Below are 22,210 nucleotides of genomic sequence, written 5' to 3'. Positions count from 1 at the left end.
CTCCCGCCTCCCACCGACCTCACCGACCACCCGACACCACCGACCCCACACCACTGAACCGGACGGCGACGACGCCGTCTCGAGAACGGAGAACACCCGCATGCAGAACCACACCTCCACGGCTCGCTCCTTCCTCCTCCGCGGAACCGCCGGCATCGCCGGAGGCCTGCTCCTGCTCGGCGTCGCCGGCACCGCGTTCGCCGACGAGCAGCAGGGCGCCGACGACGTCGACGTCAACGTGCAGATCGCCCCGCTGACGACACCCGGCTCGCTCTCGATGACGGTCGCGAGCGACGCCACCGCGCTGACCGAGAACGGCTCGAACAGCGTGGCCCGGCAGTTCACCGGCACCCTGCCCACGGTCACCGTCACCGACACCCGCGACGCCGCGGACATCCCGGCCGGTGCCGGCTGGTACGTCCTCGGAACCGCCAGCGACTTCACCTCGTCGACCGGTGACACGATCGGCGCGGAGAACCTCGGCTGGGCGCCGAACCTGATCGACGGCGGCGACTCCGGCCTCGTCGCCGAGGGCGACGTCGTCGACACCGCCCTCGACGGCGGCCCCGACGGCGTCGGCCTCGTCGACCAGGAGCTGCTCGCCATCACCAACGACTCCGCCGGAGTCGCCGAGGAGGGCTCCTGGACCGCGAACGCGGCCCTGACCCTCAAGACCCCCACCACCGTCGACGCCGGCGACTACAGCTCGACGCTCACCCTCTCCCTCTTCGAGTGACCCGGCGCACGCCGACCGAGTAGCCGCCGGCGTGCCTCTTTCCTGCTGGTCGAGTAGCCGCCGCAGGCGGCGTATCGAGACCCACCCCGCCCACCACGGTGGATCTCGACACACCCGCTCCGCGGCCTCCTCGATCAGCACGCCGGCGTCCCCGCCCGCCACCGCCCGCCCCTTTCCCCCAGGGATGACCTTGCGCTCACCGCACCCCCGATCACTCGGCCTCCGCTCCTGATGGCAGCCTTCCGCCCTGACGCGGTTCCCATCACCTGCCGCTCCTGCGCCGCCGGCCGGTCCCTCGACGCCCTGATCCTCATCGAGCTGGCGCGAGGCGTGAACTGCGATGAGTCGCGCCTGCTGTCGGCTCTGGCGGTTCGAGTGGATCACCGGATCGGCCTCGTGCAGTTGCGGTCACGACTCCGCGAGCTCACGAACCGAGGCATGGTGCTCCTGGAAGGACACCGTCGAACGATGCTGCTGCGCATCGCGCAGTTCTCGATCACGCGTGCCGGGCGGGACTCCCTCGCCGCTCACGCGCGAGCGCTGGACCTCCTCGCGGAGGAGATCCATGTCGCGCTCCTCACCCGGCGCTGACGGCGACGCCGCCGAACCCACGCGCGCAACGAGGTCGGGACGGGGCCCGTGGTCGCTACGGTGCGGTGACAGGGCCCCGCGCGGTCGCCGGTCAGCCCGCAGGGCGGCCGCTCGTGCCCGTCCAGCGGCCACCGATGCGGCCACTCCTGCTGCCACGAAGAGCCACCGAGGCAGCCCATCGTGCTGGTCGAGTAGCCGCCTCCAGCGGCAGATCGAGCGGAGGGGGCGCCTTCGGTGCCGGCGCAGGGCGGGGAAGAGACAGCCGTCCTCACGCTGGGCGGGTCTCGATACGCCTCTTCGGGGCTACTCGACCAGCATGTCTGCGGACGTCTCTTGCCAGTAGACCCACCCGTTGGTCGAGTAGCCGCCTTCGGCGGCGTATCGAGACCCCACGTCGCCGAGACATCCGGGAGCGAGTCTCCTCCACACTCGTCGATCGACGGCGTTGTCCCCGATCAGCCCATGGTTCCGGTCCCGGTGTCGGTGGCTCCTGCTTCAATACGCGTATGTCAGAAGATGAGAATGCGGCAGCACTCGCGGAGGTGCGCGACTGCTTCACCGACGCCGCGGCCACCGAGCGCGCCGCGTCCCCGACGCGCCTGAGAGCCGCGGAACGCATCCACCGCGGCTACCGCGTCGCCCTCACCGTCCCGGAGGCGTTCGCCCGCGGCGCCTCCCGGAGCGAGACCCGTGACCTCGTCGAGCGCTCCATCCGCGCCGAACTCGCGGTGACGCTCGGCGTCTCCGAGCGGTAGGTCTCGCGCCGCCTCGAGACCGCGCAGATGCTGATGGAGCACCTGCCGCTCACTCGCGCCCTGCTCAGGGACGCGCGGATCCTCTGGGAGGCGGGCGAGGCGATCTGCAGAACCGCGATCAGCCTTCCCGAGGCCTCCCGCGCGGCCCTCGACGAGCGCGCGGCCGACGCCGCGTTCACGATGACGACGACCCAGCTGCGCCGCGCCCTGAGTCGATGGCGTGAGGCGCTGCACGAGCAGCCCCTTACCGAGCGCCACTCCCGAGCCACGCTGAACCGCGCGGTCTGGGTCACCCCGGATGTCGACGGCATGGCCACGCTCTGCGTTCACGCTCCCGCGCCGGCGGTGACGGGCGCGTACGACCGGCTGCGCCGCATCGCGCTCACCCTCCGCGATGACGGCGACCCCCGCACCCTGCAGCAGCTCAGCGCGGACGCCGCGGTCGATCTGCTCTGCGACGGCGACATCGCCGGCACCACCCCGGACCCCGAGCACCGACCCGACCCGACCTTCGTCCCCGGAGTGCGGGCCGAGGTGCGCCTCACCCTCGCCGCCTCGACCGCGGTCGGTCTCGACGATGCGCCCGCGGACCTCGACGGCTACGGACCGGTCCCCGCACCGATCGCGCGCGAGCTGATCCGCACCGCAGCCTCCTTCACCCGCGTCCTCACCGACTCCGATACCGGCGCGGTCGTCTCCGTGGGCCGCACCTACCGCGTCCCACCGCCGCAGATGCGCCTGCACCTGCAGCTGCGGGACCAGACCTGCCGCTTCGCCGGCTGCACCCGGCCCGCCAGCACAAGCGAGGCCGACCACACCCTCGAGTGGCGCAACGGCGGAGAGACCTCCCTCGAGAACCTCGTCTCGCTCTGCACTTCGCACCACCACGTCCGGCACGGGGACCAGTGGAGCTACGACAGAATCGACGACCAGGGGACCCTCGTGTGGACGAGCCCCACCGGCCGGCGGATCAGCAACCGCCCGCCCCCACTGCCCGGGCGGCCGCCCGACCCGCCCCCTCGGCCGCACTTCGTCGATGTTCCCGCACCGTTCTGACGGTGGGGGATCTCGATACGCCCGCTCCGCGGGCTACTCGATCAGCATGCATCGCCCCCAGGACGTCGGTGCGAGCCCGCACGTACTGCAGGAACCGCACAGGGTGCGCCGGCGTGCGTCCGCACATGCTGGTCGAGTAGCGCGCAGCGCGTATCGAGACCTACGACGTGCAGAGCGGTGAATCTCGATACGCCCTCTGCGCGGGCTACTCGATCAACATGAAACGCCCGCAGGACGCGCCTGTGTGAGCCCGCACATGCCGCACGAAACGCACGCAGGGTGCGCTGGCGTGCGCCCTCACATGCTGGTCGAGCAGCGCGCAGCGCGTATCGAGACCCACGTCGTGCAGGGCGGTGGATCTCGAGACGCCCGCTCCGCGGGCTACTCGATCAGCATGAATCGCGCGCGCAGGACGTCGGTGTGAGTCCGCACATGCTGGTCGAGGAGCCCGAGGGGCGTATCGGGACCCGCCGCGGTCAGGCAGGCACCCGCTCAGGCTGCGACACGGGGGACTCGGTGGGCACGGCGGCGGCGGCGACCGACGCCGGGTCCTCGCCGCTGCGCAGGGGGAGGAGGCGGAAATACTGGCGGTAGGGGCCCTTCTCCGGGGTGTTGCTGTACTTCTCCGGGCGGGTCTGCACGTCCCAGTTGCCGCCCTGGAGGCCCTCCTGGGCGGCGTCGACCCGGACGACCGTCCTCGTCGACGCGGGGACCTCGTGCCAGTGCCGGCGGTCGGCGAGCTCGTCCGGGCTGTTCGGCTGAGCGTTGAAGAACATGCTCTCGACCGACGTGCCGCCGCCTGACGTGCCGTCGCCTGACGTGCCGTCGCCGGCCAGGACGAGCACGCCCGCGCCGCTGCCGTCGACGAGGGCGGCCCAGCGGGTGTCGGCCTTGTTCGCGCTGTCCTGCGGTCGGCTGTAGCGGGTCGGCTGGTCGGCGACGGCACCGCTCCAGCGGCCGAAGAACGCCGACGCGCGGCGGTCGGCGGACGACTCGTGCGGGCCGCGGCCGTGCCAGTGCAGGGTCGAGAGCTCCGGCGCGAGCCCGAACGTGGTGCCGACGACCTGCGGGTTCGGCGTGCCCTCGACCGGCGAGAAAGTGGAGAGCACGTCGACCTGGCCCGTGCCGTGGATCGTGTAGACGATCGACTGCGGAGAGGTCGTCACCCGGCCGCTCGGCCGGAACGGCACCGCCGTGGTCACCGACCCGTCGACCGTGATGCGGACGGCGCCCGGCGTCTCCTCGACGTCGACCCGATCGATCGCCCACTCCTCGCCGACGCCGCGCCAGGGCAGCGACGGCTCCGGGCGCTCGAGCCGGATGTCCGGGATCGAGAGCTCGGGGTCGTTCGGGGTGCGCCAGAAGTTCGGCAGCAGCGGCGCGGCGAGCCGCTCGCGACCGCCGTAGCGGAGCGAGGTCAGGCGCCCGGTGGAGCGGTCGACGGTCGCGGAGAACGCGGGCCCGCGCACGACGATCGCCGCGCCCTCCTCGGTCGCGGTCACCGGCGGCAGATCCCGCGGCGCCCGGCGGCGGGCGGGAGAGGCGTCGACGGGCAGCTCGAACTGGGCGCGCGCGACGACGTGTCCTGCCTCCGCCCAGGCGGTGGGCGCGGCGAGGGCCAGCTGCACGTCGAGGCGGTACTCGCGCGCCGCGTCCTGCGCAGCGGGCTCCGGCAGCGGGTAGGGCAGGGTGACCCGCCCCTCCTCCTGCGGGCCGATGGCCCACTCCGCGCCGGGCAGCGACCCCTGCTGCACCGGCTCGCCGTCCGCCGACACGGTCCAGTGCACGACGTAGCCGTCGAGCCCGGTGAACAGGTGCTCGTTCGCGACGAGGAGCTCGCCGGCGCGCAGATCGACCGCGGTGACGGAGACCGGCTGGTAGGCGAGCGCCGCCTCGGCCAGCTTCGGGGTCGGGGTGCGGTCGGCGAGGACGAGGCCGCTCATGTGGGCGCTCTCCTGATTCGGCTCGTCGCCCCAGTCGCCGCCGTAGGCGAGGAACTCCTCCTCGGGCCGATCGGGGCGCGGCCAGTACAGGCCCTTGTCGGCCCAGTCCCAGAGGAAGCCGCCGGGCATCGCTCGCGGGTCTTCGCGGGCGGCCGCCCAGTACTCCTCGAGGTAGCCGGAGGTGTTGCCCTGGCTGAAGGCGTACTCGATCAGAAGGTAGGGGCGCGGATCCCGGCGCGAGCGCTCGGCGAACTGCGCGACCGGCGGGTAGAAGTCGCCGTCGAAGTCCGAGAGACCGGCCGGGACGACCCAGGTGCCGGAGCCGACGGGGTCCTGATAGCTGACGGGGCGGGTCGGGTCGTGCTCCTTCGCCCACTCGTACATCGCCTGCAGGTTCGCGCCGACTCCGGACTCGTTGCCGATCGACCAGGCGATCACGCTGGGGTGGTTCTTGTCCCGCTCGACCATGCTGCGCATCCGCTGGAGCAGGGGAGCGCGCAGCTCGGGGCGGTCGCCGGGCAGGAAGGGCGTCCCGTCGTCGTCGATGCGGTTGATGTGCGTCTCGTTGTTCGCCTCGTCGACGAGGTAGAGCCCGTACTCGTCGGCCAGGTCGTACCAGCGCGAGTCGTTCGGGTAGTGCGAGGTGCGGACGGCGGTGATGTTGCTCTGCTTCATCAGCCGGATGTCCGCGATCATGTCGTCGCGGCTCAGCGTGCGGCCGGTGCGCGGGCTCCACTCGTGCCGGTTGACGCCGCGGAGCGAGACCACTCGGCCGTTCACGAGCAGCACGCCGTCCACGATCTCGACGCGGCGGAAGCCGACCCGCACGGCGACGCGCTCGAGGACGGCGCCGGTCGCGTCGCTCAGCTCGACGACGAGCGTGGAGAGCTCGGGCGTCTCCGCGGACCAGAGTCGCGGGGACGAGACGGGGATGCTCGCCAGGCTCGCCGCGCGTCCGTCGGCGTCGAGAGCGACCGTCCGGCTCTGCTCGCCCGTCTCCGCCGCACCCGGCGCGGTGCCGTCGAACAGCCGCGTGCGGAGCTCGAGACCGGCCGCGGGCGCCCCGGCGTGCGCGTCGATCGCGACCGACACCTCGACCGACCCGGCGGTGAACGTGTCATCGAGCGGGGTGCGCACCGTGACGTCGCGGATCATCGCCGCCGCGCGCGAGAGCAGCCGCACGCTCCGGAAGATCCCGGAGAGGCGGACGTTGTCCTGGTTCTCGAGGTAGGAGCCCGTGCACCAGCGGTGCACCTCGACGGCGAGGATGTTCGAGCCGGCCCGCACGTGCTCCGTGACCTCGAACTCGCCGGTCGTGTAGCTGTCCTCGCGGTAGCCGAGGCGGTGCCCGTTGAGCCAGACCGAGTATGCCGACTCCACGCCGTCGAACTGGAGGAAGGTGCGGCGCTCGGCCCAGCCGTCCGGCAGCTCGAAGGCGGTGCGGTACTGGCCGACCGGGTTGTAGAGGGTCGGCGCGTTCGGGTAGTCGCCGCGCGGATCCGGCTGCTCGTGCCGCCCGTTCGCGCCGGTCCACGGCAGCACGAGATTGGTGCCGATCGGGAAGTCGTAGCCGTGCAGCTGCCAGCTGGCGGGGACCGGGACGGTCGGCCAGGCCGAGTCGTCCCAGTCCTCGGCCGCGAAGCCGTCCAGGCGGGCTGCCGGGTTCGGCGCCCAGTGGAAGCGCCAGTCGCCGTCGAGGCTGTGCGCGAGCGGCGTGCTCGCGCGGTCGCCCGCCAGTGCGGCGTCGAGCGTGGCGAAGGGGGTGAGCACGGCGTGCGCCGGCTCCGTGCCCCACTCGAACACGTCGGGATCGTTCCACTCCTGGGCGAGGGTCATGCGGTGCTCCTTGGGGGTGCGTCGTGCGTGGGGCGTCGGGCTTGGTGCGTCGGACATGCAGCGGTGCGGGGGCGGACAGCGGAGTCCCCTCCCGCCGCCCGGGTCGCGGGCGAGGGGAGGGGACGGGTGAGCCGCTACTGGTCGTAGGCGCTCTGCCAGATCTCGGCGTAGCGGTCCGCGCCGAGGCTGGTCAGGGCGTCGAGGTAGGACTGCCAGTCGGCGTCGCTCCCGGGGTCGCGGACCCCGGTGACGAACTCGGCGGTCGCCGTGGCGACGCTGCTCTCGACGTTGGCGGTGAGGGTGGAGAGCTCGCTGGCGTCCTCGGAGGGGACCCAGATGTTCCAGTAGGGGAACATCGCGTCCGACTCCTTGCCGGCGTACTGGTCGGTCGCCTCGAACAGGCGGCGCTCGAAGCCCGCCTCGGTGTAGATGTCGAGCGGCTGGACCTGGCTGGCGCGGAACTCGGCCGTGTCGAACACCTGGGCCATCGGGCCCCAGTTGCCGTTGTAGTCGGCCTCGTTCGACTCGTCCATCTTGGTGTCGACGAGGGACGGCTCGAGGCTCTGGTCGAGCGCGATCTCGCCCTCCTCGGGCGCGCGCCAGCCGATGCCCTCCTCGCCGAACTCGCCGCGGACGTGACCCTCGGGCGAGAAGAGGTAGTCCATCATCTCGACGATGACCTTCTGCTCCACCTCGTCGGCCGCCTTGGTCACGACGAAGGTCGCGCCGGGGACGCTCGGGAGCAGGAAGGTGGCGTTCTGGCCGCCGGGGCCCGTCAGCGGCGGGAGCAGGTCGTACTGCGTGTCGCGCCCGTCCTCCTGGCCGATGGTCACGGCGAAGCCGGGGTGGATGGCGGTGAAGCCGCCGATGAGCACGCCCTGCGCCGCGTTGCCGGTCGCGGTCATCTGGTCGCCGCCCTGCGAGAAGGTGGCGGGGTCGATCAGGCCGGCGTCCCACAGCTTGCGGAGGAACTTGAGGCCGTCGCGCCAGCCGTCCTGCATGGTCTGCAGCTGCACGGTGTCGCCGTCGAGCCCGAGCGAGACGGGCTGCCCGTTCGCGCCGGAGCCGGTGTTGAACGCGTTGTAGATGAAGGCGTTCATGATGTACGGCACCAGCGACTGCTGGGTGCTGCCGGTCAGCGGGATCTCGTCGGCCTGGCCGTTGCCGTTCGGGTCCTGGGTCTTGAAGGCCTGCATCACCGCGAAGAACTCGTCGGGGGTCGTCGGGGCCGCGAGGCCGAGGGTGTCGAGCCAGTCGGTGTTGATCCAGAACTTGTAGGGGTAGGAGCAGTGGTAGCAGTCGTTCCACTGCGGCAGGCCCCAGATCTTCCCGTCCGGGGTCTCGGTGAGCTCCTTGAAGCCCGGCTCCGCGTCGAGGGCCGCCTTGATGTTCGGGCCGTTCTCGTCGATGAGGTCGTTGAGCTGCACGAGCAGGCCCTGGTCGCCGTAGCGCTGGAGCTCGGCGCGGCTGAACTGCGAGGCCCAGGGGACGAGCATGTACGCCTCGGGCAGGTCGCCGCCGGCGAGCGAGATCTGCCGCGCCTCGGCCGCCTCGGACGCGCCGTAGGACGTGGTCTCGAACTGGATGTCGACGTCGAACTTGTCCTCGAGGACCTTGGTGAACGAATTGGTGTTCAGGTCGATCTGCGCGCCCTGCTCGCCGAAGATCCGGATGACCTTGCGGTCCGCTTCCGGGCTCTCGCCGGTGCAGCCGGTGAGCCCGATGATCGCGGTGGTGAGGACGGCGCCGAGGAGGAGGTGCTTCCTCCGCGCGGCGACTCTGCCGTGCTGTGTGCGAGAGAACAAGGTGTTTCCTTCCATGGGTGAGAGAGCCGCGGGGGAGTTCCGCGCGGCCGGGGGAGTCGGCCCTGTGCGGGCCGGGCTCGGGGTGCTCAGCCCTTGACGGCGCCGAGCATGATGCCCTTGTTGAAGTACCGGGCGACGAAGGGGTAGAGGACCATCACCGGGACCGTCGAGATGACGATCAGCGAGTACTTGAGGAGATCCGCGAGCTGCTGGCGCTCGATCTGCGCGGCCGCGTCCATGCCCGGTGTCGCCTGATTGAGGATCAGGACGTTCCGCAGCACGAGCTGCAGCGGATAGAGGCTCGGATCGCGGAGATAGAGCAGGGCGTCGAAGTAGGAGTTCCACTGGTAGATCGCGTACATCAGCGCGACCACCGCGAGCAGCGGCTTCGAGAGCGGGAGCACGATCGTCCAGAGGAAGCGCAGATCGCTCGCGCCGTCCAGCTGCGCCGCCTCGTACAGCTCGTCCGGGATGGAGGAGCGGAAGAATACGACCGCGATGATCACCTGCCAGACGCCGACGGCCTGGGGGAGGATCAGCGCCCAGCGGGTGTCGAGCAGTCCGAGCTGCTGCACCACCAGATAGGTGGGGATGATGCCGCCGGCGAAGAGCATCGTGAAGATGACGCCGAGGGTGATCCCGCCGCGGCCCCAGAAGTCCTTCCGCGAGAGCGGATAGGCGATCGCGACGGTCAGCGCGAGGCTGACGAAGGTGCCGGCGGCCGTGTAGAAGAGCGAGTTGGCGAAGCCGGTGACGATCGTCGAGTCGCCGAGGGCGCGCTCGTAGCCCTCGAGGGTGAAGTCGATCGGCCAGAAGCTCACCCGGCCGGACGAGACGGCCAGCGGCGAGCTGAACGAGCTGGCCAGGATGTAGAGCAGCGGCAGGAGGACTGCGAGCAGGAACGTCGTGAGCAGGACGTAGACGGCGATCATGAAGACGCGGTCGACCATCGGGTCCTTGATCCGGGTCGCTCGCTGCCGGCGACGCGGCGGCCGGGAGGCCTCGCCGTCCTCGTGAGCGGTGGTCGATGGCGTGTCGAGTGCGGTCACCAGAGCCCCTGTCCCGTGATCCGCTTCGCGAGCGAGTTGACGCCCAGGAGCAGGACCAGATTGATCATTCCGTTGAAGAGCCCGATGGCCGCGGCCTGACTGAAGTCGGCGTTGAGCAGACCCACCTTGTAGACGTAGGTGGGGATGATCTCGGACTGCGAGAGATTGAGGGAGTTCTGCAGGAGGAAGGCCTTCTCGAATCCGATCGCCATCACATTGCCGACGCCGAGGATCAGGATGGTGATCGCCGTGGGCATGATGCCCGGGATGTCGACGTGCCAGATCTTCTGCAGCCGGCTCGCGCCGTCCATCCGGGCGGCCTCGTAGAGCGAGGTGTCGATGGAGGAGAGGGCCGCGAGATAGAGGACGGCGGAATAGCCGGTCGTCTGCCAGACGTCGCTGAAGACGTAGATGTGCCGGAAGAAGTCCGGGTCGCCGAGGAAGTCGATCGCCCCGAGTCCGAAGAACGACGTGACGTCGCTGACCGGGCCGAGCTTGGGCGAGAGGAACAGGATCGTCATCGAGATCACGACGACGGTGGAGATGAAGTAGGGCGCGTAGGTGACCATCTGCACGGTGCGCTGGAAGAAGCGCAGCCGCACCTCGTTCAGGGCCAGCGCGAGCAGGATCGGGAACGGGAAGCCGGCCAGCACCACGTACGCGGAGAGCAGGAAGGTGTTCTTCAGCAGCGTCCAGAAGATCGGGTTCGAGAAGAACCGCTCGAAGTGCTTGAAGCCCACCCAGGGGCTGCCCCAGACGCCGTCGATGACGTTGTAGTCCTTGAACGCGATGATCGCGTTCGACATCGGCACGTACTTGAAGACGATGAAGTAGAGCAGCGGCGGCAGGATCAGCAGGTAGAGCTGCCAGTGCCGCCGGAAGCTGCGCCGGGCGGCGCGGAAGCCGCGGGCGTTCGAGCGGCCCCGGATCGACGCCGGGCCGCCGGGGACGGGCGCCTCCGGGCCGGGGGCGCCGGGCACGGTCGAGCCGGGGACGGTGGTCCCGGGCGCGCCGGTCAGCGGCATCACCATGCCGTGCCGACCGGTGTCGGGAGGAGGGGCGGACGGGTCGCCGTGCAGGCGTCGCGTGCCCCAGGTCGGGTCGTCATGTCGAGAGCATCCAATCGCCGGTGATTCGGAACGAGGACGAGACTAAGCAGCCGATAACACCCGTGTCAATAAGAAAACGAAACGTTTCGTGTACTTCTCGAGCGAGTTCCCGCGAAGCCGGGGAACGCTATTCTTTCGAAAGTCCGAGAAGCCGTACTTGCGAAAGTCCGCGCTATTCTTTCGAAAGCCGCTGAGGTCCGATATGTGAAGACGGGCCGCATTCGAGAGACGCCTGCTCGACCGAGCGAGCGCCGAGACAGTGGTTCTCGGGCAGGCCCGAGGAGGGCGAGCCGGTGCCCTCCGGTTTCGCTCGCGACGGACGGTCCTCCGGGTCAGATCGACCGGCGTCGCACGGGTGGGCAGGGGATCAGCTGCGGGCGGTCGGCGGCTCCGCGCTCAGTGCCGAGAAGAGCGCGCACACCGGCGGCGCCGAGCTCGTAGTGCGGCAGCGCGACAGTGCTGAGCGGAGGGCGGAGGTGCGCCGCGATGACGTCCTGGTTGTCGAAGCCGATCACCGCGACGTCCTCGGGGATCCGCAGTCCGCGCTCGCGGAGTCCGTCGTAGAGACCCATCGCCACGCGGTCGTTGTGGCAGAAGACCGCGGTGGCGCGGGAGGCGAGGACGCGCTCCGTCGCGAGATAGCCGCCCTCCTGCTCGGGGGAGGTGTCGACGACCAGCTCGACGTCGAAGGAGATCCCGGCCGCGGCGAGAGCGGCGCGGTAGCCGGCCAGCCGGCCGTTGCGCGCGGGGGAGTCGGTGGTCGTGTTCAGGAAGGCGATGCGCCGGTGGCCCGCGGCGAGCAGCTCCTCGGCTGCTGTCCTCCCGCCCTGCTCCTCGTCCGGCACGACCGCCGGCAGCCCACTGCCGGGGGCGAAGCAGTTGACGAGAACGGTGCCGGCCTGCTGGAGCATCTCGGGGACGACGATCTCGCGGTGGACCCATGTCGAGTAGAGGATGCCGTGCACCTGGTGCTCGAGCATCATCGCGATCGCCTCGTCCTCGGCGGCGCGGTTGCCCTCGGTGTTCGCGATCAGCAGGACGTAGCCGTGCTTCCAGGCCTCGTCCTGGGCGCCGTGGATGATCTGGCCGGCGAAGGGAGTGGTCGCGATCGCGTCGGCCACGAGGCCGATGAAGCGAGAGCTCCCGTGCCGGAGCGTCTTCGCCAGGGCGTTCGGGCGGTAGCCGAGAGCGGCCACCGCCTCCTGCACCCGCAGGCGCGCACCCTCGCCGATGCGCGCTCCCGGCTTGTCGTTGATGACGTGCGAGACGGTCGCCACGGACACACCGGCGGCCTTCGCCACATCCCGCATGGTGACGACCGGTCCGTTGCGTCCGTGGTCCGTCGTGCTCATCCCTTGGTCGCTCCGCTCTCCAGGCCTTGGATCATGGCCTTGTTCAGGACGAGGAAGACCAGCAGCAGTGGCGTCACCGTCACGCAGACCGCCGCGAAGGTGGCCGTCCAGTCAGTGTTCCCCATCGCGCCGATGTAGTTCTGCAGGCCGAGCGGAATGGTCTTCAATCCGTCCGAGAGGACGAAGGTGTTGGCGAAGATGAAATCGTTCCAGATGAAGATGCTGTTGACGAGCACCACCGTGATGATGGTGTTGACCGAGAGCGGCGAGGTGATCCGGAGGAAGATCCTGTACGGCCCGGCTCCGTCCAGCGAGGCCACCTCGTACATCTCCGCGGGGATGTACTCGTAGAACGACGAGAAGAGGTACACCGCCATCGGCAGCGCGAAAGCGGCGAGCGGGATGATCATCGACAGGTGCGTGTCGAGGAGCCCGACCTGCGAGTAGTCGATGAACAGCGGGACGAGCGCGATCTGCACGGGGACGATGATCCCGAGCAGGAACAGCGATCGCACGAGCCTGCTGAACCGGAATCCGAGCACCTGCAGGGCGAACGCCGCCATCATGCCGGCCACGACGATGACGGCGCTGGCGCCGAGGGTGACGATGAGGCTGTTCACGATGTTCAGACCCAGGTTCCCGGTGGCGAAGGCCCGGGAGTAGTTCTCGAGCGTGACCGCCGAGGGCAGCGCGAAGGGGTCGCCGCCGGCGAAGTCGGCCGCGGTGCGGAAGCTGGTCAGGAACAGCCAGGCCAGCGGGTACACCTGCACGAGGACGATCGCGACGATCGTCACCGTGAGCAGCGTGCGCTGCACCCGGAGCCGCGGGGACCGGCGCGGTCGGCGAGGGCGGGGTCCGGGCGCGGAGGCGGACGGGGTCGCCGCCGGGCGGGTGAGCACGGGCGTGGTCATGAGTCGTCCCTTCGACGAAGGAGCAGGAGGATGACGCCGACCGCGATCAGGCACTCGATCACGATGAACACCGAGATCGCGCTGGCGTAGCCGTAGTCGGTGTGCACGAAGGCCGTCTTGTACATGTAGGTGGTCAGCAGCTCGGACGACTGGCCCGGTCCGCCGTTGGTGAGCAGGTACGGGATGTCGAACCCGCGCAGGGCGAAGGTGGTGGCCATGATCGTCGTCGTGATCCAGACCGGGCGGATGTAGGGGAAGCGCACCCGCCGGAAGAGCTGCCACCAGGTGGCGCCGTCCAGCCGCGCCGCCTCCTCGAGCTCTCGCGGCACCGCGAGCAGGGCGGCGTAGATGATCAGCATGTAGAGGCCGGTGAAGCGCCAGCCCTCGGGGATCGAGACGGCGGCGAGCACGGTCGAGACGTTCGAGAGCCAGGCGGTCTGCAGGCCGTCGAGCCCGATCCAGCCGAGTGCCTGGTTGACCAGGCCCAGCGGCTCCAGCGAGTAGATCCGCTGGAACAGGATCGCGATCGCGACCGTCGAGATGACCGCGGGCAGCAGGTAGAGCGTCTTGACCAGCTCGCGGAACCGCGGGAGGGCGGTGAGCAGGCTCGCCACGATCAGAGCGCCGCCGAGCTGGAGGACGAGGCAGATCGCCAGATAGCCGAGGGCGTTGCCGAACGAGGTCCAGAAGACGTCGTCGCGGGTCAGCATCTTGATGTAGTTGTCGAGCCCGACGAAGGCCATGTCGGTGATGCCGTCCCAGCGGAAGAAGCTCAGGACGAGCGACTGCACGATCGGCAGCAGCACCGCCAGGCCGTAGACCACGAGCGGTGGCAGCAGGAAGACGAGGACGGAGAGGCGGGAGCGGCGGGGGAGCATCGAGGTGACGGCCGGACGCGCGCGCCGCCGCGTCGGGGTGTGGGCGAGCTCAGTCATCGCTGTTCTCCGCGAGGGCCGCGTCCATGGTCTCGACGAACTGGTCCGGCGTGGTGTCCCCCTGGACGAGCAGGGTCAGCTCCTGCTGCAGGCGGGTGTTGGTCGCGGGGTCGAGTTGGGTGTCCCAGGGCATCGCGATGGCGGAGCCGACGCTGTCGGCCTGCTCGACCGCGCGGGAGTACAGCGGGGTCGCGTCGCCGGGGACCGCCGTGGTGGCCGTGGTGGTGGGCGAGAGGGCGCCGGTGGCGGCGTAGACCTCGGGGTAGCGCTTCAGGGCGAAGGCGAGGAAGTCGCGCACCAGCGGGTCGTAGGTCCGGGCGTTGACGGCCATGCCGATGCCGGACGGCGTGACGTATTCGTCGTCGGCCGTCACCGCTCCCTCGACGCTCGGCAGGGTGAAGTAGTCGACGGAGTCGCGCACGGCCGGGTCGAGGGACTCGGTCGCGAGGTTGCCCAGCTCCCAGGTGCCGATGTTGTAGACCGCGGCCTTCCCCGAGGTGAAGAGCGCCTGCGCATCGGCGTAGCCGGTCGAGGAGAAGCCCTCCTGGAAGCAGCCCGCCTCACCGAGGGACGAGAGCCACTCGGCCGCGGCGCGACCGGGCGCGTCCGAGAAGGAGGCCTTCCCGCTCTTGAGGTCCTGCACGTACTGCGGGCCGGCCGTGCGGAACGGGTAGTAGGCCATGTAGCGCTCGAGCGGCCACTGGTCCTGGCCGTCGAGGGCGATCGGAGTGACGCCCTGGGCGCGCAGCGCCTCGCACATCGCCGGGAAGTCGTCGAGGGTCGCCGGGACCGGGACGCCGGCCTTCTCGAGGAGCGCCGAGTTGTACCAGAAGAACTCGAGCTGGAACTCGAACGGCACCATGTGGAGGGAGCCGTCGTCGAAGCGCTGGTAGTCGAGGGCGGCCGTGCGGTAGTCGTCCGCGAGTCCGAGGTCCTCGAGCAGCGCGTCGATGTCCATCATGCGGCCCTGCGAGGCGAGCTTCTGCGCGAACGGGGTGGCGTCGGTGTCGAAGAGCTCGGGCAGCTTGTTCGCCGCGGCGAGCGTCTCGTACTTCTGCACGTAGGAGGGACGGTCGGGAGTCGTGATCAGGTCGAGCTCGAAGCCGGGGTGATCGGCCGCGTACTCGTCCGCGATCTGCTGCATCGCGGTGATGACGCCTCCGTCGGCGGGTCTCGAGAGCAGCCACGAGATCGGGCGGGGGACGATCTCGCCCTCGGGGTGCACGTCGGTGGGAGCGACGCCCGCCGAGCCCCCGGCGCAGCCGGAGAGCAGGAGGACGAGGGCGGTCGAGGCTGCGGCGAGGAACGAGCCTCTGCGCGTGATGGCGGGCATGGTCGGAATCTCCATTGATCGGTGTGCGGTGAGGTGGGGGCGGTGGTGGTCGGGCTGGGGTCGTCGGGCTGGGGTGGTCGGGCGGTGGTCGGTCAGGCGCCGGCGGAGACGAGCCGGTGCGTCCGGTCGGTGCCGCTCGAGGGGCGGCGGGCGGCGAGCGCGAAGCCGAGGACCTCGATCCAGCCCTCGCCGACGAAGACGCCGACGTCGCCGGCAGGGCGGTCGTAGAGGCGAACGCTGAGCACGACGGCGTCGTCGACCGTCGCGATGCAGAGGTCGCCGTCGACGACGACCTCGAGCTCGTGGCGCCCGGGTTCGAGCCGGACCGGCCGCTCGAGCTCGACGGCGAAGGGGACGTCTCCGGAGATCTGCCACTGCTCCGTCCCGGTCGCGCGGCGGGGCCAGCGGTCGAGGACGAGACGGTGGCGACGCGGCTCGAGACGCAGGACGTAGCTCTCGTCGCCGTCGGCGCTCGCCCGGAGGAGCACGCCGCACTCGGTCGTGCCGGCGCCGATGTCGAGGGTGGCGACCAGTCGGAACGCGCTGGGCGCCTCCTCCCCGCTCAGCAGCTGCGCGTAGCCGTCGGGCGCGTCGAGGACGCTCCCCTCCGGTGCCAGGGGCCGCGGCTCCTCGAAGCTCTCGCGCAGCTCCTCCGTCGGGTGGAAGGCGAGGGTGCCGTCGCCGCGCTGCTCGGCCTCGAGCACCGAGAGGGTGCCGGCCCACTGCCAGGCGCCGTCATCGCTCGAGCCCTCGCGGGAGGCGATCCAGCCGAAGAAGAAGCGGCGTCCGTCGCGCTCGGCCGACTTCGCGGCGTAGAAGGCCCGGCCGTCGACGGTGTCGTGCTCCGGCACGAGCCAGGGCCCGTGCAGATCGCGCGACATCCGGTAGCGGGTGGTGAAGGAGTCGCTGAACTCGGACCAGACGAGGTACCACCATCCGCCCCACTGGAAGACCTCCGGGCACTCGTGGGCGAGGTAGCGGCGCGGGTCCCAGAACGGCTCGGCCGCGTCCCAGGTGACGAGGTCGGTCGAGGTGCACTGGGCGATCACGCCGCGCCGTCGAGACGGGCCGTCGGCGTGCCGCGCGGTGATCAGCATGCGCCAGACTCCGGCCTCCTCGTCGCGGAGCACGAAGGGATCGCGCCAGTCGGCCGTCTCGTACCCGGGTGTCGCGCCGAAGGTGTCCGCGGGGCGGCGCTGCCAGGAGCGCATGCCGTCGCGGCTGGTCGCGTGCAGGACCAGCTGCAGCGGGAGGCCGTCAGTGCCCCGGCGCTCCGGGTTCTGCCCGGTGTAGAACACGTGGTGGACGCCGTCGGAGTCCTGCACGACGCTGCCCGTGTAGACGTTGAAGTCGTCGGCGAGCGGACCGCCGGAGGCGAGTGCGACTCCCGCGTCCTCGAAGTCGATCAGGTTCCGCGTGATCACGCGGCGCCAGGGCATGCCCTCCTTCGGGGTCGCCCGGGTCTCGTGCAGGTGGAAGAGATGGAACTCCCCGTCGGCCTGCCAGGGGATGAGATCCCCGACCCAGGCGTTCTCGGGGCGGAAGAAGCCGCGTTGACTCATGTCACTCCGTTGTGTGGTTAATCGGTTACGCAGACCCTACCGGCTCGGAGGGCGATTGATCAACCGTTTAACCAAAGCGATGCCCACCGGACGCAGCGCGAGTCGTCCGTGTGCACGACCGAGGCCCCGGTGCGCGGGGAGCGCATCCGGGGCCGAGGGGGGCGTCGCGTCAGACGGCCGGCCGGAGCAGCCCACCGGGGGAGCGGATCGTCGCTGCGGCGATCGCCATGGCTCTGCCGAGGACGGCGGAGTCGCTCTCGTCGGAGGCGAGGGCGGCGACGACCGTGGTGAACGTGGCGTCACCGGCACCCATGGTGTCGACGATCGCGCCCGGGGCCGTCGTGACGGGCGCGTCGGTGCGCTCCGAACCGCGCACCAGCGCGGCTCCGGCGGAGCCCGCCGTCTCGAGCACGGCCCGCGCACCGGAGGCGAGCAGCCGCCTGGTGCCGTCGGCCAGAGAGGCGCCGAAGACGAGCTCGGCGTCCTCGGCGCCCAGCTTCACCAGATCGGCGCGGGCCGAGAGTCGCAGCAGGCCCTCGGCGAAGGCGGCCCGGTCGCGCAGCAGGCCGGGCCGCGGGTTCGCGTCGATCGCCAGCCGAGCCGTGGGGGGCACGAGCGCCGTCAGGGTCTGCACCTCGTCGGGGTCGTCGAAGGGGAACCCGCTGACGACGATCAGGTCGGCCCGCGCGGCCGCCCGCCGCAGCGCCGGAGTCGGCACGATCGTCCGCCGCCGCGACGCCTCCGAGAACGAGTACCGCGGCTCGCCCGCGGTGCGGTCCGAGACGGCGCGACCGGTTCCGAGCGGAGCCGCGGTCGCCAGCAGCGGCACGCCGTGCTCCTCGAGGTGCCCGCGGAGCAGCGCGCCGGCCGGATCGTCGCCGACCATGCCGGCGAGCACGGCCGGAACGCCCAGGACCGCGAACCCCACCGCGACGTTCAGTGCGGAGCCTCCCGCGACGTCGGTCGACCCGTCCGGCGTGCGCAGCTCGTCGATCAGCACGTCGCCGAGGACGAGGACCGCGGGACGGTCGGCGGCGCCCCGCTCACCTCCGCCCCGCTCACCGGCCATCGAGCACGGTGACGTCGAGGGAGACGCCCGCGAGGACCGCGGACTCGGAGCGCAGCAGCACGGCGATGTCGTCGTCGGCGGGGAAGATCTGGTCCGTGAGGACGATCCGGCCGTCGTCGGCGAACACCTCGATCGAGGACGCGTCGACCCACACGTCGAGCTCCACCGTGCCGTCGGCGCGGGCGGGGAGCGCGGCCGCCGAGACGCTCGCGAAGGCGGGCGAGAAGGCGCTGTCGCCGGAGTCGCGGCGGTCGATGCTCAGGCGACCCTCCTCGAGGCGCACGATCGTGCCGCGCAGGCCGTCGGCCGAGGCGCGCACGACGAGCTCGAGGGGAGCCTCGGCGGGCCGGCCCACGAGGCGGATCCGCAGAGCCCGACCGTGCGCGCTCTCCGGGACCGTGAAGAGCCCCGCTTCCGGGGAGGCGTCGTCGGAGGAGAAGTCGGGCTCCCCGGTCATCGGGAGCGCCGGACGCTGCACCAGCCGCTCGCCCTCGAGCGAGAGCAGGCGGGGCAGAGCGGCGGATCCGCGCCAGGGAGAGGTCGGCACCGTGTGGGCGTAGTCCCAGTTGCTCATCCAGCCGATCATCGTCGGCTCCGGAGCGTCGGCCACGGTCACGCCCGCGTAGAAGTCGCGGCCGCGGTCGAGCCAGTCCCAGGACGTCGCCGTGAAGGTCGTGCCGTCGAAGTCGCCGACGAAGTACTGCATGCCCGAGCCGCCGGCCGGGTTGCCCGGGTTGGTCGAGATCACGAGGACCCAGCGGTCGTCGAGCGGGAAGAGGTCGGGGCACTCCCACATCCCCTCGGTGGAGCCGGCCGGGCCGAAGACCGAGAGCGGCTCCCAGTCGCGCAGATCCTCCGAGCGGAAGAGGTGGACCTGCCGGTCGAGCGCCTCCACGGTCGCCATGATCCAGTGGTCCCCGTGGCGGAAGACCTTCGGGTCGCGGAAGTCGGCCGTGCCGCGGTCCAGGACCACGCCGTGCTTGGTCCAGGTCTCGCCGCCGTCCAGGCTCGACGCGAGGGCCTGCGCCTGGCTGCCCTCGCGGGCGGAGGTGTACAGCGCGACGAGCGGCGGCCGCTCGGCGGTGCCCAGCCCGGAGGAGTTCGTGCGGTCGGACACGATCGAGCCCGAGAAGACGCCCTCGTGCTCGTCGTGCAGCAGGGCGACCGGGTGCTCGATCCACTCGAGGAGGTCGGCGCTGGAGGCGTGGCCCCAGCTCATGTTGCCCCAGTCGTCGCCGCTCGGGTTGTGCTGGAAGTAGAGGTGGTAGCGGCCGTCGTGGTGGATCAGGCCGTTGGGGTCGTTCATCCAGTGGCGGGCCGGTGCGAAGTGCACGGCCGGGCGCACGGAGAGAGCGGTGGTGGTCATCGAGGGGTCCTTCCGGAGTTCGGGAGCAGGGTCGGATCGGCGGTGCCCAGGGACGGGCTGCCGCCGAGGGCGCCGACGACGGGCCGGTCGGCGTCCTCGATGCCGTCGCGGTTCACCCAGTGCGTGGCGGTCACCCAGTGCACGGCCCCGCGGTCGGCGCCCGCGCTGCGGCGGGCGGTGATGCCCGCGATCTCGGCGCGGGCCCGGGCGCGGTCGGCGCGGTCGAAGGCCGTGGTGCGGTGCGGGTCGGGTGCGGCCGAGATCAGCAGGCGCGTGTAGGGGTGGCTGGGAGTGTCCATCACCTCGGCGCTGCTGCCGCCCTCGACGATCACGCCCTGGAGCATCACGCTGGTGGTGTCGGCGAGGAAGCGGGCCGAGGCGAGGTCGTGGGTGATGTAGAGGATCGAGATCCCGCGCTCGTCGCGCAGGCGGCGCAGCAGCTGGAGGACGCCCATCCGCACCGAGACGTCGAGCATCGAGGTCGGCTCGTCGGCGAGGATGACCGTCGGGTCGGCGGCGAGGGCCCGCGCGACGGCGACCCGCTGGCGCTGGCCGCCGGAGAGCTCGTGCGGGTAGCGGTCGAGGAAGGCCGGGTCGAGCTCGACCGAGAGCAGGAGCTCCTCGGCGCGGGCCGCGCGCTCGCGGGCGCTCAGCTCGGGGGCGTGCAGCACCAGGGGCCGCTCGAGGAAGTGACGGACCTTCTTCGTCGGGTTCAGCGAGCCGAACGGGTCCTGGAAGACCATCTGCACGGTGCGGCGGTAGGAGCGGGACGCCCGCCGCGGCTCCTTCGCCAGCACGTCGACGCCGCCGACCACCATGCGGCCGGAGGTCGGCTCGACCAGCCGCGCGAGCATCCGGGCGATGGTGCTCTTCCCGCTGCCCGACTCGCCGACCAGGGCCATGATCTCGCCGCGGTGCAGCTCGAGGTCGGCGTGGTCCACCGCGACGGTCGACTTCTTCGAGAAGAGCCCACCCGTGCGGAACTCCTTGGTCAGCCCGCCGAGGGAGACGACCACGTCGGTCTCCTGCGGCGTGGGCGCGACCGCGGCGGCTCCCGGTCCGCCCTTCTGAATCGGCGGGAACGCCGCGATCAGCGTCCGGGTGTAGTCGCTCTGCGGGTTCGCGTAGACCTCGCGGGAGATCCCGCTCTCGAGCAGCCGGCCGTGGCGCATCACGCCGAGCCGCTGGGAGATCTCGACCATGAGCGAGAGGTCGTGGGTGATGAAGAGGATCGCGAAGCCCAGCCGGCGCTGGAGCTCCTTGATCTCGTGGATGATCTCCTGCTGCACGACCACGTCGAGCGCGGTGGTCGGCTCGTCCATGATCAGCATCGGCGGCTCGAGCGCGAGGGCGATCGCGATGACGGCGCGCTGGCGCATCCCGCCGGAGAGCTGGTGCGGGAAGGCGTCGATGCGGGCGGGGTCGATCCCGACCAGCTCGAGCAGCTCGGCCGCGCGGGCCCTGGCCGCCCGCCGGCTGTCGCCGCGGTGCGTGGTGAGGACGTCGACGATCTGGTCGCCGACGGTCATCACCGGGTTGAGCGCGTTCATCGCGCTCTGGAACACCATCGAGACGCGGCTCCAGCGGAAGCGGCGCAGCTCCTCGGCGCCGAGCGAGGTGACGTCGACGCCGTCGCAGTGGATCGAGCCGGAGACGACACGGCCGTTGGCGCCGAGCAGCCGCAGGATCGCCGTGGCGATGGTGGACTTGCCGCTGCCGGACTCGCCGGCCAAGCCGAAGGTCTCGCCGCGGCGGATGGTGAAGGACACGTCGTCGACGGCGCGCACGGTTCCGGTGGCGGTCTCGTACTCGACGGTGAGGTTGCGGACGTCGAGGACGACGTCGTCCTGGGAGGGGAGGGTGCTCATTTCCGGGAGCCCTTCTTCGTGGCGCGGATGAGACGCGGGTTGGTGATCTCGTCGACCGCGTAGTTGATGAGGGCGAGCGAGAAGGCGACGAGAGCGATCGCGACGCCCGAGGGGACGAAGGTCCACCAGGTCGCGCGGATGAGGGAGCCCTCGATGCTGGACCAGTAGAGGTTCGTGCCCCAGCTGACCGAGGAGACGTCGCCGAGGCCGAGGAACTCGAGGCCGGCCTGGGCGCCGATGCCGAAGATGACGCAGGCGAGGAAGGTGCTCATCACGACGGACGCCATGTTGGGGAGCATCTCGCGCAGCATGATGTGCGGCGAGCGCTCGCCGGTGACCACGGAGGCGTCGATGAAGTCCTTGCCGCGCAGCGAGAGCGCCTGCGAGCGGATGACGCGGGCCGAGCCCGCCCAGCCGGTGGCGACGAGGACCAGGACGATCGTGGCCGGCCCCGGCGGCAGGAACGCGGCGAGGATGATCAGCAGCGGCAGCCCGGGGATGAGCAGGAAGACGTTGGTGACGACCGAGAGCACGTCGTCGACGACGCGGCCGAAGTAGGCGGAGGCGAGGCCGACGATCAGGCCGACGACGGTGGCGGCGATGCCGACCGCGAAGCCGATCGAGAGCGAGCTGCGGGAGCCCCAGATCAGCAGGGCGAGCACGTCCTCGCCCTTGGCCGTCGTGCCGAGCAGGTGCGCGAGCGAGGGCGGCTCGGAGCCGGCGACGACCGCGGTGTTCGGGTCGCCGGGCGAGAGGAGCGGAGCCGCCAGCGAGAGCAGCACGAAGAGGGCGAGGATCACGACGCCGACGAGCGCCCGGCGGTCCCGGAGGATCCGCGCGAGGAAGTGGCTGCGGACCACTCGGGGCGGCGCGGGCGTCGCGCTCAGCGGGTCGTCGACGGCGGTGACGGGGATCGGGTTCTGCAGGGACATGA

The 22,210-nt window shown here is 71.0% G+C and carries 17 protein-coding genes and 1 pseudogene; 5 read left to right on the top strand and 13 right to left on the bottom strand.

The window, feature by feature from the left end:
- The first annotated feature begins 100 nt into the window (after window positions 1-100).
- From MT351_RS08495 to MT351_RS19945, 5 genes and pseudogenes are all read left to right on the top strand, one after another.
- The gene (locus MT351_RS08495; RefSeq protein ID WP_123737071.1) at window positions 101-736 is read left to right on the top strand and encodes a hypothetical protein; all 636 of its coding nucleotides are present in this window, start codon (window positions 101-103) and stop codon (window positions 734-736) included.
- A gap of 231 nt (window positions 737-967) precedes the next feature.
- Entirely contained in the window at window positions 968-1,327 is a 360-nt protein-coding gene (locus MT351_RS08490) for a hypothetical protein (protein WP_123703838.1), read from the top strand.
- A 506-nt stretch (window positions 1,328-1,833) separates the two neighbouring features.
- Window positions 1,834-2,082, top strand: coding sequence for a hypothetical protein (locus tag MT351_RS08485; protein WP_243581912.1), 249 nt, complete (start codon window positions 1,834-1,836; stop codon window positions 2,080-2,082).
- Window positions 2,083-2,097: 15 nt separating this feature from the next.
- Window positions 2,098-2,829 (top strand): annotated as a pseudogene (locus MT351_RS08480) (hypothetical protein); the annotation flags it as partial.
- Window positions 2,815-3,138 carry an HNH endonuclease signature motif containing protein gene (locus MT351_RS19945; protein ID WP_279398190.1) on the top strand — a complete coding sequence of 108 codons (324 nt, stop codon included), beginning with the start codon at window positions 2,815-2,817 and terminating at the stop codon, window positions 3,136-3,138. The pseudogene MT351_RS08480 and the gene MT351_RS19945, both read left to right, overlap by 15 nt.
- Before the next feature lie 476 nt (window positions 3,139-3,614).
- On the opposite strand, the gene MT351_RS08475 is transcribed toward MT351_RS19945, so the two are convergent.
- From MT351_RS08475 to MT351_RS08415, 13 genes are all read right to left on the bottom strand, one after another.
- Window positions 3,615-6,917: a glycoside hydrolase family 2 TIM barrel-domain containing protein gene (locus tag MT351_RS08475; RefSeq protein WP_243581910.1), complete on the bottom strand. Its 3,303-nt coding sequence runs from the start codon at window positions 6,915-6,917 to the stop codon at window positions 3,615-3,617.
- Between the two features lie 134 nt (window positions 6,918-7,051).
- Window positions 7,052-8,722 carry an extracellular solute-binding protein gene (locus MT351_RS08470; protein WP_185020234.1) on the bottom strand — a complete coding sequence of 557 codons (1,671 nt, stop codon included), beginning with the start codon at window positions 8,720-8,722 and terminating at the stop codon, window positions 7,052-7,054.
- A gap of 86 nt (window positions 8,723-8,808) precedes the next feature.
- Window positions 8,809-9,771 carry a carbohydrate ABC transporter permease gene (locus MT351_RS08465; protein WP_243581909.1) on the bottom strand — a complete coding sequence of 321 codons (963 nt, stop codon included), beginning with the start codon at window positions 9,769-9,771 and terminating at the stop codon, window positions 8,809-8,811.
- A complete protein-coding gene (locus MT351_RS08460; protein WP_243581908.1) occupies window positions 9,768-10,802 on the bottom strand; it encodes a sugar ABC transporter permease in 1,035 nt (344 codons plus the stop codon). The genes MT351_RS08465 and MT351_RS08460 overlap by 4 nt, the downstream gene beginning before the upstream one ends.
- Before the next feature lie 410 nt (window positions 10,803-11,212).
- On the bottom strand, window positions 11,213-12,232 hold the full coding sequence (locus MT351_RS08455) for a LacI family DNA-binding transcriptional regulator (RefSeq protein ID WP_243581907.1): 1,020 nt from the start codon (window positions 12,230-12,232) through the stop codon (window positions 11,213-11,215).
- Window positions 12,229-13,143 (bottom strand): carbohydrate ABC transporter permease, encoded by a 915-nt coding sequence (locus MT351_RS08450; RefSeq protein WP_279398174.1) that lies wholly within the window; start codon window positions 13,141-13,143, stop codon window positions 12,229-12,231. Before MT351_RS08450 ends, MT351_RS08455 begins: the two co-directional genes overlap by 4 nt.
- Window positions 13,140-14,021 carry a carbohydrate ABC transporter permease gene (locus MT351_RS08445; protein ID WP_243582045.1) on the bottom strand — a complete coding sequence of 294 codons (882 nt, stop codon included), beginning with the start codon at window positions 14,019-14,021 and terminating at the stop codon, window positions 13,140-13,142. Before MT351_RS08445 ends, MT351_RS08450 begins: the two co-directional genes overlap by 4 nt.
- Window positions 14,022-14,070: 49 nt before the next feature.
- Window positions 14,071-15,411 (bottom strand): ABC transporter substrate-binding protein, encoded by a 1,341-nt coding sequence (locus tag MT351_RS08440; RefSeq protein ID WP_243581906.1) that lies wholly within the window; start codon window positions 15,409-15,411, stop codon window positions 14,071-14,073.
- 92 nt (window positions 15,412-15,503) lie between these two features.
- Complete coding sequence (locus MT351_RS08435) at window positions 15,504-16,973, bottom strand: GH32 C-terminal domain-containing protein (RefSeq protein ID WP_243581905.1); 1,470 nt, start codon at window positions 16,971-16,973, stop codon at window positions 15,504-15,506.
- Window positions 16,974-17,142: 169 nt separating this feature from the next.
- Window positions 17,143-18,042, bottom strand: coding sequence for a carbohydrate kinase family protein (locus MT351_RS08430; RefSeq protein ID WP_243581904.1), 900 nt, complete (start codon window positions 18,040-18,042; stop codon window positions 17,143-17,145).
- Entirely contained in the window at window positions 18,032-19,408 is a 1,377-nt protein-coding gene (locus MT351_RS08425; protein WP_243581903.1) for a glycoside hydrolase family 32 protein, read from the bottom strand. Before MT351_RS08425 ends, MT351_RS08430 begins: the two co-directional genes overlap by 11 nt.
- Complete coding sequence (locus MT351_RS08420; protein ID WP_243581902.1) at window positions 19,405-21,276, bottom strand: ABC transporter ATP-binding protein; 1,872 nt, start codon at window positions 21,274-21,276, stop codon at window positions 19,405-19,407. The genes MT351_RS08425 and MT351_RS08420 overlap by 4 nt, the downstream gene beginning before the upstream one ends.
- Complete coding sequence (locus MT351_RS08415) at window positions 21,273-22,208, bottom strand: ABC transporter permease (protein WP_243581901.1); 936 nt, start codon at window positions 22,206-22,208, stop codon at window positions 21,273-21,275. Before MT351_RS08415 ends, MT351_RS08420 begins: the two co-directional genes overlap by 4 nt.
- Window positions 22,209-22,210 lie beyond the last annotated feature (2 nt).

It is taken from the genome of Rathayibacter sp. VKM Ac-2926 (genome assembly GCF_022815565.1).
Classification (GTDB): Bacteria; Actinomycetota; Actinomycetes; order Actinomycetales; family Microbacteriaceae; genus Rathayibacter; species Rathayibacter festucae.
This window is presented reverse-complemented; position numbering and strand designations above follow the sequence as displayed.